Consider the following 14,093-nt stretch of genomic DNA (forward strand, 5'->3'; position numbering starts at 1 on the left):
GAAGACTCCCCGTTCCCCGGTGGAACGCTCCACGAAACCAGTCACACGGCGTGAACTCCGCGAGGAGTGCGAGGCTTTGCTGGTCGACATGCCGATCCCAAGGCCGTTCACTCTGGATGGTTTGATCGCGGGCATCGAAACCGTGCGGGGCCGGCGCATCAAACTGGTGCCCATTCCGGATCGCCTGCTCGCCAACACTGACGTGTGCGGGCTGTGGCTACAGCTCCACGACATCCCTGTCGACTTGATCCTGTACGTGGAGGGCACCACGTCCTTCCACCGGACGCGCATCATTCTCCACGAGTTGGCCCATATGTGGTGTGACGACACGAGCGAGGAGAGCTACGAGCGGCTCGCCCAGCTCTTGCCCGACTTCCCGGCCGATGTCCTACAGCGGCTTACCACCAGAGGCCGTGTCATGGCCCGCCACCGCTACGACTCCCACGTCGAGCGGCGCGCCGAGACACTGGCCGACCTGCTGCACCACGAGGCGTACGCCGTCGACTACATCGAAGACTCCACCCTGCGCCACCTCGACGAAGACCTTTCCCACCCTCGGTCCACCCCCAGCTCCCGCTCTCCCCGGAAGAACCATGTCCGCCTCTGACGCAATCGTCACTGCCATCGTGATGCTGCTACTGCTCCAAACCGCCATCCGTCTGCCCAGCGCCGTACGCAGTCGGCGCGGAGGGCGCCCCCTCTGGCTCTGGGGTACCTTCACCGCCTTCGCGCTGTCCTGGTGGCTTCGCACTGACCTCGGCCGCGCCGCCATCGACCCACTGGGCGTCAACGACCTGCCCACCCTCCTCAAGCACGCGCTGGCCATAACGGGCACCTGTCTGCTGCTGACATACGTCACGGACGTCTATGCCGACGAGGACGCCACAACACGCCACATCAAGATCACGGCCGGGGTCCACCGTGCGGCCGCCCGCGCATCGTTCGCCACCGTGCTGTGCCTGGCCGCAGTGTTCTTCTTCTCCCTGAACCGGACCAAGACCGGCGCCGACAGCCCGTACTTCATGGCCCGGCACGCCGGTGAGCCGGGCCTCGCGCTCTACATGGGCCTGCTCTACCTGTACACCGCGGCAGCCGCGCTCGTGTGCGGATACCAGTGGGGTCGAGCCTCGCGGAAGGCGCGCCGGTGGAGCCTGCGCGTCGGGCTGTGGATGATGGCTGCGGGCATGGCCCTCATCGTCGTTTACGCAGCCCTGCGCACCGCGTTCCTCGTCCCCACGACCCTGCATCCGCTGTCCGAGCAAGCGGTCGCCGAGCAGGAACACATCACCGATACCGTGCTGTATGCGGGCTTCCTGCTCTGGCTGTTCGGCTCGATCACCCCCGCCGTCCACGCCCTGCGGACACGCGGCCAGAGCACGTGGGCGGTCATCGGGCTCCACCTCCTGTGGCGAGATCTGGTCCTCGCTGTTGACGGGGTCGCCCTTTACCGGCCGAGCAGTCTGCTCCACGGACACCGGGCTGTCAGCGCGCTCAACAGGTTCCGGGACGTGCTGTCACACGACGCCACGCCCCAGATCCGCCTCGGCCGCTACGTAACCGAGATCCGCGACGCGACGCACGAGCTCCGCCGGCGTGCCCCAGCAGACCTCTACGACCGCGCCGTCCAGCTCGCAGAAGCAGACGGACACCGCGGCACCGACGCCAACGCAATGGCGGAGGCGTACTGGATCAAGGCCGCCCTCACGGCTGCCGGACAGCCTGCCGGAGCACCGGTCGCGTTCCGGACCGCCGGCGACGACTTCACCACCGAGGTGACCTGGCTGCTGCGTGTGGCCGCCGCGTACCGCGAGACCGATCCTGCAAGCATCTCCCGTCTCATCCATTCCTCCGACACCCCGCTTGTCCCCCACACCACCAGGACCTGACCATGAAGCCTTCCCCGATCACCGTGACAGCCTCAGCAGCCGCCCTGCTGTCCAACGCCGCCGGCGAGATCCTCATCGTCAACCCGACCTACAAGCCCTTCTGGAACCTCCCCGGCGGCGCCGTCGACCAGGACGAAACCCCCGAAGACGCCGCCGCACGCGAGGTCCGCGAGGAACTCGGCATCAACCCGCCCATCGGCCGCCTGCTGGTCCACGCCTGGATCACCGTTCCGGGCCGAGGCGCACAGGTCCTCTACATCTTCGACGGCGGTGTCCTCAGCCCGGATGAGCAAGCGGCGATCACCTTGCAGAGGTCGGAATTGAGCGAACACCGCTTCTGTCCGCCGGACAACATGGAAGACGGCCTGATTCCCCCGCACTTGACCGAAGTCTGGCAGGCAGCCCTGGCCGCACGCTCTGAACAGCACACGCGAGTGCTCACCGTTCGCCTGTAGGCACGCAAGGGCCTGGCTCGGGGCAGTTCCCTCGGGCCAGGCTTCGCGCCGGCCACCCTCATCAGGGTCGGCCCGTCGGCCCCTCGCCGTCCTGCGCTTCGACGCGAGCCTTGTCGACCTCGTGAAGGATGAAGTCCAGCAGGTCCGCCGAGAGTCCCTTCTGTTCGCCACCGCGGGCGGCAATGGCGGCGATCTGCCCCCTGAGCAGCATCGTCTCGCTCAGAATTCGCTGCACGTCGGCATCCTGGGACCAGATCACCGGAGTGGTGTCGAGCGCCTCGGCCAGAGCACTCAGAACGTTCTGGGGCGCGTGCGTGACGCGCCCCGTCCTCAGCTCGTGCACCAGGTCGGCGCTGAGTACCTCCGCCCCCGCTCGGGCGTTTCCCCGGGCCGCAACCTGCTGGTCGGACAGATCCTCGGACAGTCGCCCCAGAAGATAGGTGATCTTCTCCGCCAGCGTCTCGGGCAACGGACCGTCAAGGCTCGCCCTTTCGCCATCACCCGGCTCTGGCACGTCGATGCCGAAGGAACGCTCCTGGGCACGCAGCAGCTGCTCCACGCTCACGCCATAGGCCGCCGCGAGCGGGGCACGGTACTCCTCGGCGAGACGCCTCTGCCCGGTCTCCGCGGCTGCCACGGGGCCGGCCGAACGGGTGCCCGTCAGTTCCTTCGTGGCAGTCTGCGAATATCCGGCGTCGGCACGCAGATCAGCGAGATCCGGATGCCCCTCGCGCGGGAAGAGTTCGTCGAGGTCGCAGTCCAGGACGCGGGCCAAGCCGGAGAGCTTCTCCGGGTCCGGGACCGAGCGCCCCGTCTCCCACGCGCTGACCCGCGCAGCAGTGACTCCCACGCCATCGGCCACGTCCGCCTGCTTGAGGTGTGCCTCGCGGCGGGTAAGCAGCAGGCGCTCAGGGGCGAACCGACGTGTCGGCATCTTCCGTCCGCACCTCTCCATCTCATTGAAGCACTTGATCGAATGCCGAAACAAGGATAGTTTCGTTCCGTCGATTCAGGTGCGTACAGGCTACCTGGGCGCGCAAGTGTGTGCACCCACCACTCAGAAATCCTGTCGCGCTTCCCTCACTCAGGAGCCCGCCACGCTTGTGCCCGCCGCCCGCGAGAGCGGGCCCGCCGTCGCACCCCGTCACGGCCGAGGACGGGCGAAAGAGCCCCGACCTGCGGCGACGAATGCTGGAGAGTTCTAGAGCCAACTCTGGACCTTGACAGCTGATGGTGCATATGTTCGTCGTCCCGCCGCGGGCAGACCGCCCCGGACACCGGACCGTAGGAGAGCATCACCGCAGTCACGCCGCAAGATCTACACGCGGCGGCGCCCGGGAGCGGGAACTCCCGGACGCCCACCGCTGAATGGGCAAACCGTCCCGGGAAGGACGGACTTCGCCACCATCACCACGCTGATCCCTTTGCACGGGGCGTCTCAGCGTGGCAACACCGAAGGGATTCTTGCATGCGCTCTGCCATGCGCGAAAGCACCGAGGGGGCGGCCTACGCGGCTGCTGCGGCCCTTCCGGTCGGGAGCGGCCGGTGAGCAGCGATGCCCGCGAGTGGGTATGGGAGCACAGCTCCAGCAGAGGAACCGCCCGCCTGGTCCTGTTGTCGATCGCCGATCGGGTGGCCGACGAGCAATGCGTCTCCTGGGCGTCACTCTCCAGCCTGGCCAAGCGCACGCGCGCCTCCATCTCCACGGTGCGCGAAGCCATCGCCCGCCTGGTCCACGCTGGTGAGTTGGAGCAGCTCGACGACCTCACCGGCCCACAGCGCAGCACCGTCTACCGTCTGCCCCTAGCCGCCGAAGCTATCGCACAGGACCTGCGAGAACAGCGCGAGGGCGACCGTGCCGACAGCGGCGAGGAACTGCCCGACGGGCCGCTGCCCCTGCGATTCTCGGCACTGCGGCGGTACGGAATCCGCCCGCGTGAGGTGCCGGAATCCCCCGCGAGGGCCCGGAAACCGGCAGTGCCGGAAACCGGCAGGTCCCGACGGAAACCGGTACCTCGGCCTACCGGAAATCGGCATAGCGATGTACCGGAAACCGGCACACAGAACCGTAGTGAACCGGATTTGAACCGTAGGTACACCAGTGGTGGTGCTGCCGTCACCTCGGCTGCCGAGTGGCAGGTCGACCCCGCCACCCACGCTTGGGCCCGCCAGCAGGGACACCTCGACCGCCTCGGTGAGCAGGGTCTGCAGGCAGCCGACGCGAAGTGGCGTGCTCACCGGGCCGACTTCAAGCCGCGGCCAGCAGATGCCTGGGCGGCCGACTGGCGTTCCTGGGTCGCCCGAGAGCACGCCCCGGGTCTCCCGAACCTCCACGCCGTACCCGGCAAGGGCCCCGCTGCTCCGGGCGGCATGACCCGGGCCGAGGCCCACACCGCCGCCCTCCTCGCCGCCCTCGACGAGCCGACCGGAACGGAGCAGTAGCCGTGGACCGCCGCGAAATCGCCGCGCTGCTGGCCTACATCGGTCGGCTCGACCCCCGCACCATCCGCACCGACCAGGGCGAGGCCCGAGACCAACTCGCCCAGTGGCACGAGTTGCTCGGCGACGTGCCGATGGCGACCCCGCACGGCTGGGACGCTCGCGTCACCGTCCGCCGGCACATCCGTACCTCGCCTTACCAGATCCTGCCCGCGGACGTGGGCCGTCCCTGGGAGAGCTACCGGCGCGACCGCCTGGCGAGGCACTCCGATCCCACACCGTCCGTCGACCCGGACGACCAGGCAGCCTGGACCGCCGAGCTGGTCGGCACCCGCCGCGCCGTAGCCGCCGGCACCACCCAACCCGCGCAGGCCAGGGCGATCACCAGCGGTCGCGACGGGATCGACCCGAGACTGGAGGCGCGGCTGCGGGAGATCGGCTCCTGCATACCGCCCGCCGCCCGTGCCGCCCTCGCGCCCTATCGGCCCGCGCGAGCAACCCGCGAGGCCACCGTCACACAGGGGCTGCCCGACGCTCTGAGCGTCCGGTGCGAATGGTGCCTGGCCCAACCCGGCGAGCCGTGTCGTCGCCGCCGGATCGGCCCCGACGGCGGAGCGCGCGGAACCGCCCCGCGCACCACTCCCCATCCTGGCCGCCTCGACCTCGCCTCAGCCCAACAGGCCCGGCAGAACGAGCAGGCCCAGCAGCCCGCCATGACCTGACCGGCGCATCCGGCCCGTGCGTTCCGTCCGGGTGCACCGCCGCCCAACACCACCGTCCCGCCCCGGCTGCGGCGCAGGCATTCGCGCCGCAGCCGACACCCGACGCCGCATCCGCCCAACACCACCCCAGCCAGCGGATGCGGCAGCACATCGGAGACCCCCTTGCGCCACATCACCACCCACGACGCGCCGGCCACCGGCCTGCGCGGCATCGGAGACACCAGCTGGCACACCCGCGGTGCGTGCCACGGCATGGACGTCGAGGACGCCGACGCCGTGTTCTTCCCGCTCCCCCGGGACCACGAAGCCATCGCCGAGGCGAAGGAGTTGTGCGGCTGGTGCCCGGTACGCCGCGACTGTCTCGACTTCGCCCTGGAGAACGTCCTCAAGGAGGGTATCTGGGGCGGCCTGACCGAAGCCGAGCGGCGCCCCTTGCACAACGGACTGTCCCAGCGCCTCGACTACCGGCGTGTGATCGCCTACTTCCAGGGACGCGACGTGCACCTGACCGAGGCCGAACGGCAGGTCGTCATCGACCATGCCTACGTGTGCGGCTGGCGGCCCGACCGGCTCGCCGCCGCCCTGCAGATCAGCCACAAGCACGCCCGCGATCTGCTCCGGCAGGCAGCGAACAAGGTGTTCGACCGCGATCGCGCCTACGGCGTGCCAGGTCCCAAGAAGAAGCGGAAGAAGACCACTCCGGCAACGGGCAGCCCCGCGCCCACCGCACCCGGCACCCAGCAGCCGCCAGCCCGCCCGGCAGCGTCGACCCCGGCGCACGCCCCTCTCGGAAAGGCCGCATGACCCACCCCGTCCTGGCCCTCAGCATCGCTCCGGACCTCCCTCTCCTCCTCGCCGCTGGCATGCCCGCCACCCTCGCACTCGTGCTGACCGCCTGGACGATCCGGCGCCGGGGCACGCGCCCGCAGAAACGTCTCGGTGGCCCGGCGGTCAAGGTCGCAGCTCTGGCCGCCCTCGGCTGCACCGCATACAGCGCCGACACCTCGTGGCGCTTCGCGGCCGACTACCTCGACATGGCCGGCACCGCCGAGCGGGCCGGGATGTTCGCCGCGGCCGAACTGGCGCTCTTCGCGACCGCGCTCATGGCACGGCAGAACCTGGGCACTCAGGGTGCCCCCGGTCTGCCGGGGACCCTGGTCTGGGTGATCACCGGAGTACAGGTGATCCCCGCCTATGCCGAGAGTGGTCCTATCGGCGGCACGGTCCGGGCCTTCGTCGGACCGGTCATGGCAGCGATGCTGTGGCACCTCGCCATGGGAATCGAACTGCGACTGCACACCCCGGGCGCCGCCTCCCACGGACTGATCGCCGTCCTGGGCCGGGAGGCGCGCGAACGGCTCCTGTCCCGCCTTGGCATCGCCGCGCGAGACCGCGACGCCGCGCAGATCACCCGGGACCGGGCCACCGCCCGCGCGGTCGCCCTCGCCGCCCGCCTCGCCGAGCGTACGCCCGAGCAGCGGCGGAACCGGCGCGGCCAGCGGCTCACTCGGCGCCTGTCGAAGGCGGTCGGCAGGGCCGCGGTCGGCACCGATCCCCTCCAACGGACACAGCTCCTCGACCAGCTCGCCGCCCGTAGGCACGCACTCGCGCTCGCCACGGTCCCGCTCCCCTCACCCTGGTCCCCAGAGTGCAGCACCTCCCCAGCTGCCACGGTCCCCCCGCGGAAGACCTCGGAAGCGCCGGTCCCCGTGGCTGGTCCCCACGGTCCCGACGAGTTGGACGGGGACCGGGGACCGGGCAACCCGAGGGGACCGGTCCCCGAAATCGCGGGCTCCAAGGCGTCGGCAGGCACGGGGACCGAAGACGACGACATGGGGACCAACGCGGGGACCGAGGCCAAAGAAGTAGGAGCGGTCCCGGGGACCGGTCCCGCCAATCCGGAAGCCGAAGAGCGGGAGGCCGGAGACGTGGGGACCGACCGTCCTACGCGAGAAGTACCTGCTCAGGGCCCTGACTCGCACCGGGGACCGACCGCCACCGAGTTGGGGACCGAGCCGACCGGGGACCGGGGACCAACCGACACCGGGACCGAACCCAATGGGGACTGGGGAGACAAGGTCCCCCTTCGCCGGAAGACGACCACGAAGCCCCGTACGAGGAACAAGGGGACGCGCGCCCGGCCCCGTACCCCGCAGACACAGCGCGCATCACGCGAGCCGGAGCAGTCGGTGGACCAGCTCATCCAAGAGGTCCGTCCCCACGTCCCCGCCCTGCTCGAACGGGACGGCAACGAATCCATCACCCGGGTCCAGCTGCGGGAAATCCTCCGCCGCGAGGGACTGAAGGGCGGCCGGAACGACCGGCTGGGCCTCGTCCTCCAGCAACTGCGGAGCGACGGCACCACGACGACGAGGAGCACCGCCCGATGAAGACCTGCCACCAGTTCGACACCGTCCGCGCTGAGTACGAGCGGGAGATCGGCTTCATGCTCGCCCACTCCAAGCGGTACGAGGGCAGGCCTGCGGCGAAGTCCAGCGCGAAGCAGGCTGCCTCGACGAAGCAGCGGATGGCCCGCGCGCTCAACAGCCACGTCGGCCGCTGCCCAGAGTGCGGCTGAACAGGCAAAGCTCCAGCTCAGACCCATCATCGCAACCAGTGGCCCAGCTCTGTGACAGGCCGCCATCCCGCTTCAGGAGACACGCCGTGATTCCACGTCCCCATCGCTCATCCCGGCCAACAGCCGCCGAGGCCAGCGCCTGGGCGGACGTTCTGGTCCGTCGGCGGCTCCTGCACGCCACCGTCCGCATGCCGACCGGCCAGTGGCTCGTCCAGGACCACCCCGACAGACCCGTCCGCCTCCTTCTGGAACCGGCCGACGTCCTCGCGCTGGCCGCGGCCATCCAGCACCGCACCCGCTCCACGAGGCCCGGATCCTGATGACGAACCCCGCCCGGAACGACACCACCCCGCAACCTGTTCCCGACTCCAACTCGGTCTCGGGGCGAGCAAGTTATCGGCCAAGCTACTCTTCCCCGTCGGGGAAGGCAGCTTGGCCATATCCCGCCCCAGGGGTGGCGGGAGCGGTCCAGCACCGGGGAGCGCTGGACCGTCAGTCAGCGACCGAGGGCGGATCGCAGCCAGGGGTGGAGGAGCAGCCGCGAAGCGGCGCGAGCACCGCTCCAGCAGCCATCGCGCGTAAGCGCTCCCCGCAGAAGAACAAGCGCGCACGCGTCTGCAACATCCGTCTCGACGACGACGAGTGGAGTCGTCTGACCACCGCAGCACGTACCTCGCGCAAGAGCCTGCCCGCCTACCTCGTGCGCGCTGGTCTCGCCGCCGCCGAGGACGCCGAGAATACCGCTGCGGTCATCGCAGGCCACCGAGATCTGATAGCCGAGCTGTTCGCCGCGCGCCGTCATCTCGGGCAGGTCGGCAACAACTTGAATCAGGTCGCCCGTGCCGTCAACAGCGGCGGACAGCCTGCGGAACTCGACGCCGTCGTTTCGGCTGTTCAGCGCGCAGTCGCTCGCGTGCAGGCAGTCACCGACCGGCTGCTGGAACAGGATTGACCGAGCTGCTCAGGCAGACCACGAGGCGCAGCCGGCCAGCAGGCTTCGGACGTCGCGCCGGACAGCTTCCTGGAACCGGTTACGCAGCGTCCCGATTTCGTCCTTCACGGCGATGAGCGCCGGGGTGTCCTGTGCGTCCGCGGTAGCCACGTAGTCGCTCGCGCGTCGCAGACCTCGAAAGATCTCGTCTGCTGCCCGAACGACGTCGAGCGGAGCCAGGACATGGATCCGCTGCCGAGTGCCACCGAGATTGAAGCCAGCGAACGCATCAGCAGCTGCCGTCTCACGTTCCTCGACTGCCGTGGTCCGCAGCACGCGCAGCAGGTCCCTGCCCGTGTCCTCCATCGCGACCAGGTACGCGGCGTACAGCTCCGTACGCAGCTCCAGCAGGCGCGTGACCGCCTCCCGACGCCAACGCCGGCGGTCCGCCAGCGCCGTCGCGCCAGCCCCCAGCAGAACTCCAAGCAGCGCGGAAAGCGGCGATATCCAGCTCATCCGTGAGCACTTCCCGCACCGCGCGCGTGGAACGCCCGCTTCCCACTGCCCATTCCCGTTGATCAACCGGTCGAGGACAGCAGCATGATTCCCCGGATCCAAAAGCGCGGCCAGCGCACCATCGGCCTCCTGTACTACCTGTACGGGCCGGGCAAGTTCGAGGAGCACACCGACCCGCACCTCGTCGCCTCCTGGGACCACAATGCTCCCGACCCTGGCCGGGACGCCACCGCGACCCTCAAGCAGCTCCAGCAGCTCCTGGACCAGCCCGTCGAGAACATCGACCAGGCGCAACGCCCGAAGAAGCACGTGTGGCATCTGTCCGTACGCAACGGTGGCGAGGACCGGATCCTGACGGACGAGGAATGGGGCGACGTGGCCCGCCGTATGGTCGCCGCCGCCGGGATCGACGACCCCGAGGCGGGAGCGGGTTGTCGGTGGGCGGCCGTGCGGCACGCCGACGACCACATCCACATCATCGCCACCCTCGTCCGCGAAGACGGATACAAACCCGACCTCGACAACGACGCCCACCGCGTCCAGGCCCAGGCCCGCGCCCTCGAAGCAGAGCTCGGCCTGCGCCGCCTCAACAAGGGCGACGGCACCGCAGCAAAGCGCCCCACCAGCGCCGAGCGCCACAAGGCCCAGCGCCAGGGCCGCGAGCGCACCGCACGGGAAGAACTGCGCGAGACCGTACGCCGAGCGGTGACCGGCGCTCGAAGCGAGGCGGAGTTCTTCGACCGCCTCGCCGCCGCCGGCCTCCTGATCCGCACGCGCGAGGCCCCCTCCGGTGACCTGCTCGGCTACAAGGTGGCTCTGCCGGACGACCGCAACAAGGACGGCGAGCCCGTGTTCTATCCCGGGGTGCGCCTCGCCCCGGACCTGTCCCTGCCACGGATCCGTGAGCGCTGGTCCGCCGACCAAACCTCGTCGACAGATGCAGCCAGCCGTGCGACTGCGCCCAGCCCGTCTGCCGCACGCCGGAGGACAGCGTCGGCTGCCTGGACCGCGATCACGGTCGTCGAGAACGGTGACGACGCGGTCGCCGCCGCCCACATCGCTGCGGTCGGCGAGGTCCTGGACGCCCTCGCGAAGACGTCCGCCGCGCACACCCGCCGCGAACTGCGGGACGCCGCCTTCGCGTTCGAGCGGGCCTCCCGCTCCCACGTACGTGCCGAGCGCGGGCACGACCGCGCCCTGCGGCAGGCCGCCCGCGACCTCGTCCACGGCGGTCCCGCGCTCGGCCGGGGCGAGGACGGCGCGAGCACCGCGATGGCGATCGACATGCTGTTCTTCCTCATCACCGCGACCATGCACTGGCACGCGAAGAAGCGACACACACAGCAGGCCACCGCCGCACGTCAGGCCGCCGAGCACCTGCGCGCCGCCTGCCAAGAGGCCGCCGCCCAGCCCCTCGGCGTGCTCTACCAGCGCGGCCGGCGCCTGAACCGACCGATGCTTCAGCGGCAGACGGTGGTGCTGCGCGAGGCGCTGCCGACGTTGGCCGAGCAGATCCTCGCCGAGCCCGGCTGGTACGCCCTGGCCGCGACCATCGTGGAAGCCGAAGCGGCCGGCCACGATCCGGCCGCTCTCCTGTCCGACGCGGTGGAGCATCGCGAAGTCGACACCGCGGGCTCGGTGAGCGATGTGCTGGTGTGGCGGATGCGGCGGATGGCCGACCTTCCTGCCGATGGCTCGGGGCTACCCGATAACTACACGACGGGGAACCCGTCCACAAAGCGCAGGGCGGCGTCCGGGCCTTCTGCACCTGGTCGGCGCCGGAGCGGTGAGGAGGCATCGGGCAAGACCCGGTGAGCCCTCCGGCGTACAGGGCCGCGGTCTCAGCGCACGGCCGAAAGCCGGGACACAACGACCGCCCCGCCCACGACCCACAGCATGGCCGTTCGCCACACGCTCCCCCGGCAGCGTTCAGGTCCACTCTGTGAGGAAGTTCCATCGTGATTCATGCAGGTCAACGGTCCTGGTGTGATGAGTCGTTGGGGTGCTCGCGCAGCTCATCACGGTGATCATTGGGGGGAGAGCATCGGTCACCGAGCCACCTGGTGGTGCATCAGCACCAGAAGGGCCGCACCAACGCGGTCGCGTGCCGCGGATGCATGCGCACCTTGGTCAGGAGAGAACTGGTTGCAGGGCAGTAGTCGCCGGAGCCACTCTCCGATAACGTACCGACCAGACGGTACGGCTAGGTGTGCCCCACGCGCCGTCGTGTGCTCGATGAACAGCAACGTTTCATCCGCCACAGGACGGAGAGCCCCTCATGGCGCAGAACACGGACCGTGACAACCTGGCCCTCTCGCGCCAGACCTGGAGGACTCTCGAGCCCTACCATGGGGCTGTCTACTTCTCGCCCGAAGCCGCAGGCCAGTACGCCGAGTTGGGCGTGGACGCCAGGACGGGGTACTTCGCGTCCCGCTCCGCCGCGCTCGGCGCCGCTCCGGCGGATCTGGTCATCGCCACGTTCTACAACTTCAATCCCCAACTGGTGCGCCGAGCCATACCCGCGGCATGGGAAGCCGCCACGCCGCAGCGGTTCGCCGCCGCCCGGCTCACCGGGATCGATACCACGCTCCGCCGGATCCTCGGCGCGGACGTCTCCTCACCGGCGCTGGCCCGCGCAGCGGAATTGGCCCGTACCGCGGCTGAAGTGACCGTGCGCCATCCACAAGGCCGTCCCCTCTTCGCCGCGCACGCCGCACTGCCGTGGCCGAGCGCACCCCACCTCGTGCTCTGGCACGCGCAGACTCTGCTGCGGGAGTTCCGTGGCGACGGTCACGTGGCGGCACTACTGACTGCCGGACTGAGCGGGCTCGAGGCTCTCGTCACGCACGCCGCTACAGGCGACATCGACGCAGGGGTGCTGCGCGACTCGCGGGCATGGACGCCGGAGCAGTGGGGACAGGCCGTGCAGAACCTGCATGAGCGTGGATGGCTCGACGACGGACCCCACCTGACCTTGACCGCGGACGGTACGCGGCGCAGGGCGGAGATCGAGCACAACACCGACAGGCTGGCTGCCCTCCCTTACATCACGCTCGGTCCTGCCGCCTGCGCCGAACTTCGTTCGCTGGTGAGGCCGTTCAGCCTTGCGGTGGCCAAGGAGCTCCTGCCATGGGCAGTCGACCGCCTCAGCGAAGAGAGCGCATGAGAGAAGAGAGCCAGGTCGGGAATTCTCGACGGCGGGTCCATCTCGACGCCCCCCGAAGCAGCCGAGGTGCTCGCGGCACTGCCCGGCTCACATCGCCTGGCCTGTGGAGTTGAGGCGCCTCGACCGGCACAGGCTTCTCACCTGACTGGAGTCGCCTCCCTGACCCGACCCGCATGCGGTGCGCTCGGGTGTTGACGGACAGATCGGCGCCATGGGGAAGGCACTGAGGAAGTTTCATCGTGGATCGACAGGTCAACGGCCCTCGTGTGAGGGACGGTTGGGCTGCTCGCGCATGTCACGAGCGTGATCACGTCGGGGAGATCATCTGTCGGCCCGCTTCGGGTCGTCTTCCGCGGATCTCCTGCACGCTGCGCACTGGTGCCCCTACCGTGCGGGCAGGGTTGCGATAGAGCGCCGGGTGGTGCTGGAAGAACGCGCCGCGCAGCTGCGCAAGCAGTTGGCCGACACCGAGGCCGAAGTGGCCCGGCTCGGGGCCACCGAGGTCGTCTACCAGCAGTACCAGGAGGAGGATGCCGAGGCCGGGCACCCTGGCGCCGCGGCCTGGCAGCAGGCCCTGGAAGAAGCCACCGGCGGCACGCCCGCGGCGCCCCCGCGTCCCGTCGGCACGCCCGGAGCCGTCGGCCAGCTGCTGATTCCCCACCGTGGCCCCGGCACCGGCACGGACGACCTGCCCGCCTACTACCAGAAAATCATGGAGATCGTCGCGGGCGGCGACAGCCCGCTGCAAGCCAAGGACGTGGCCCCCGAGCTGGGATTGGATGCGGCGCCGGCGAAGGTGGAGCCGGCGCACGGGAAGCTGCGCAAGCCGGCCGAGCGCGGCTGGATCACCCGCACCCCCGCCGGACGCTACCTGCCCCGGTAGCCTGCGGCCGACCTGCCACAACGGCCGATTCCTGCCGCAACGCAAGCACCCCCGGCGGGTGTTGGCCCATGCGTGAACAAGAACACCAGCCCCACCGAGGGCGACACCGGCCTTGTCTACTCCGTCCGCCTGCCGCTGTCCAGCGCGACCGTCAACCGCGTGGCCGGCCTGATCCGCGCCCACCGCAGACAGATCCGCTCCCGGTGGCGCAAGCTCGACGCCGGGCAGATAGCGCTGATCGTGCTGGCCCACCTGCGCAACGACGAGCGCCTGGCAGACCTGGCTGGCGGGAACGCGGTCCCGGCCTCCACAGTGCGGCGCTGGGTACTGAAGGTGCTCGGCCTGCTGGCCGCACGTTGGCCCCCCCCCCCCCCCCCCGGCCCCCCCCCCCCCCCGCGGGGGCCCCCCCCCCCCCCGGGGGGGGGGCCCGCCCCGGGGGGGGGGCCCCCCCCCCCGGGGGGGGGGCGGGGGGGGGGGCCCCCCGGCGGGGGGGGGGGCCCCCACGCAAAACCACGGG

Annotated in this window: 15 protein-coding genes; 13 read left to right on the forward strand and 2 right to left on the reverse strand. The window is 70.1% G+C overall.

The features are described 5' to 3' along the window. Window positions 1-76: 76 nt before the first annotated feature. The 3 genes from ACH4S8_RS08150 to ACH4S8_RS08160 are packed head-to-tail and all read left to right on the forward strand — an operon-like array spanning window position 77 to window position 2,341. Complete coding sequence (locus ACH4S8_RS08150) at window positions 77-607, forward strand: hypothetical protein (RefSeq protein WP_398391879.1); 531 nt, start codon at window positions 77-79, stop codon at window positions 605-607. Continuing rightward, complete coding sequence (locus ACH4S8_RS08155; protein ID WP_398391880.1) at window positions 594-1,886, forward strand: MAB_1171c family putative transporter; 1,293 nt, start codon at window positions 594-596, stop codon at window positions 1,884-1,886. The genes ACH4S8_RS08150 and ACH4S8_RS08155 overlap by 14 nt, the downstream gene beginning before the upstream one ends. Before the next feature lie 2 nt (window positions 1,887-1,888). Continuing rightward, entirely contained in the window at window positions 1,889-2,341 is a 453-nt protein-coding gene (locus ACH4S8_RS08160; protein WP_398391881.1) for an NUDIX domain-containing protein, read from the forward strand. Window positions 2,342-2,402: 61 nt separating this feature from the next. Here the strand turns inward: ACH4S8_RS08160 and ACH4S8_RS08165 are convergent, their stop codons facing one another. Next, window positions 2,403-3,275 carry a helix-turn-helix transcriptional regulator gene (locus ACH4S8_RS08165; protein WP_398391882.1) on the reverse strand — a complete coding sequence of 291 codons (873 nt, stop codon included), beginning with the start codon at window positions 3,273-3,275 and terminating at the stop codon, window positions 2,403-2,405. Window positions 3,276-3,886: 611 nt separating this feature from the next. Between ACH4S8_RS08165 and ACH4S8_RS08170 the strand changes: the two genes are divergently transcribed. From ACH4S8_RS08170 to ACH4S8_RS08200, 7 genes are all read left to right on the forward strand, one after another. Further along, entirely contained in the window at window positions 3,887-4,783 is an 897-nt protein-coding gene (locus tag ACH4S8_RS08170; RefSeq protein ID WP_398391883.1) for a helix-turn-helix domain-containing protein, read from the forward strand. A 2-nt stretch (window positions 4,784-4,785) separates the two neighbouring features. Continuing rightward, window positions 4,786-5,502 carry a hypothetical protein gene (locus tag ACH4S8_RS08175; protein ID WP_398391884.1) on the forward strand — a complete coding sequence of 239 codons (717 nt, stop codon included), beginning with the start codon at window positions 4,786-4,788 and terminating at the stop codon, window positions 5,500-5,502. A gap of 162 nt (window positions 5,503-5,664) precedes the next feature. Continuing rightward, a complete protein-coding gene (locus ACH4S8_RS08180) occupies window positions 5,665-6,306 on the forward strand; it encodes a WhiB family transcriptional regulator (RefSeq protein ID WP_398391885.1) in 642 nt (213 codons plus the stop codon). Beyond that, the gene (locus tag ACH4S8_RS08185) at window positions 6,303-7,892 is read left to right on the forward strand and encodes a hypothetical protein (RefSeq protein WP_398391886.1); all 1,590 of its coding nucleotides are present in this window, start codon (window positions 6,303-6,305) and stop codon (window positions 7,890-7,892) included. Before ACH4S8_RS08180 ends, ACH4S8_RS08185 begins: the two co-directional genes overlap by 4 nt. Then, the gene (locus ACH4S8_RS08190) at window positions 7,889-8,080 is read left to right on the forward strand and encodes a hypothetical protein (RefSeq protein ID WP_398391887.1); all 192 of its coding nucleotides are present in this window, start codon (window positions 7,889-7,891) and stop codon (window positions 8,078-8,080) included. The genes ACH4S8_RS08185 and ACH4S8_RS08190 overlap by 4 nt, the downstream gene beginning before the upstream one ends. Before the next feature lie 86 nt (window positions 8,081-8,166). Beyond that, window positions 8,167-8,400, forward strand: coding sequence for a hypothetical protein (locus ACH4S8_RS08195; RefSeq protein ID WP_398391888.1), 234 nt, complete (start codon window positions 8,167-8,169; stop codon window positions 8,398-8,400). A gap of 206 nt (window positions 8,401-8,606) precedes the next feature. Next, complete coding sequence (locus ACH4S8_RS08200; RefSeq protein ID WP_398391889.1) at window positions 8,607-9,032, forward strand: plasmid mobilization protein; 426 nt, start codon at window positions 8,607-8,609, stop codon at window positions 9,030-9,032. A gap of 9 nt (window positions 9,033-9,041) precedes the next feature. Here ACH4S8_RS08200 and ACH4S8_RS08205 read toward each other — a convergent pair whose 3' ends face one another. Next, complete coding sequence (locus tag ACH4S8_RS08205) at window positions 9,042-9,527, reverse strand: hypothetical protein (protein ID WP_398391890.1); 486 nt, start codon at window positions 9,525-9,527, stop codon at window positions 9,042-9,044. Between the two features lie 84 nt (window positions 9,528-9,611). Between ACH4S8_RS08205 and ACH4S8_RS08210 the strand changes: the two genes are divergently transcribed. The 3 genes from ACH4S8_RS08210 (at window position 9,612) to ACH4S8_RS08220 (ending at window position 13,576) form a co-directional block, all read left to right on the forward strand. Next, window positions 9,612-11,342, forward strand: a complete 1,731-nt coding sequence (locus tag ACH4S8_RS08210; RefSeq protein ID WP_398391891.1) for a relaxase/mobilization nuclease domain-containing protein — start codon at window positions 9,612-9,614, stop codon at window positions 11,340-11,342. Between the two features lie 463 nt (window positions 11,343-11,805). Next, on the forward strand, window positions 11,806-12,693 hold the full coding sequence (locus ACH4S8_RS08215) for a hypothetical protein (RefSeq protein ID WP_398391892.1): 888 nt from the start codon (window positions 11,806-11,808) through the stop codon (window positions 12,691-12,693). Window positions 12,694-13,114: 421 nt separating this feature from the next. Next, a complete protein-coding gene (locus tag ACH4S8_RS08220; RefSeq protein ID WP_398391893.1) occupies window positions 13,115-13,576 on the forward strand; it encodes a hypothetical protein in 462 nt (153 codons plus the stop codon). Window positions 13,577-14,093 lie beyond the last annotated feature (517 nt).

Origin of the sequence: Streptomyces sp. NPDC021080 (assembly GCF_044333225.1) — a bacterium.
In the GTDB taxonomy this organism is placed as follows: Bacteria; Actinomycetota; Actinomycetes; order Streptomycetales; family Streptomycetaceae; genus Streptomyces.

Excerpts from the sequence above, each read along its gene's own strand:
- ACH4S8_RS08155 (WP_398391880.1), top strand. The coding sequence starts at position 594 with ATGTCCGCCTCTGACGCAATCGTCACTGCCATCGTGATGCTGCTACTG.
- ACH4S8_RS08160 (WP_398391881.1), top strand. The coding sequence starts at position 1,889 with ATGAAGCCTTCCCCGATCACCGTGACAGCCTCAGCAGCCGCCCTGCTG.
- ACH4S8_RS08165 (WP_398391882.1), bottom strand. The coding sequence starts at position 3,275 with ATGCCGACACGTCGGTTCGCCCCTGAGCGCCTGCTGCTTACCCGCCGC.
- ACH4S8_RS08185 (WP_398391886.1), top strand. The coding sequence starts at position 6,303 with ATGACCCACCCCGTCCTGGCCCTCAGCATCGCTCCGGACCTCCCTCTC.
- ACH4S8_RS08190 (WP_398391887.1), top strand. The coding sequence starts at position 7,889 with ATGAAGACCTGCCACCAGTTCGACACCGTCCGCGCTGAGTACGAGCGG.
- ACH4S8_RS08205 (WP_398391890.1), bottom strand. The coding sequence starts at position 9,527 with ATGAGCTGGATATCGCCGCTTTCCGCGCTGCTTGGAGTTCTGCTGGGG.
- ACH4S8_RS08210 (WP_398391891.1), top strand. The coding sequence starts at position 9,612 with ATGATTCCCCGGATCCAAAAGCGCGGCCAGCGCACCATCGGCCTCCTG.
- ACH4S8_RS08215 (WP_398391892.1), top strand. The coding sequence starts at position 11,806 with ATGGCGCAGAACACGGACCGTGACAACCTGGCCCTCTCGCGCCAGACC.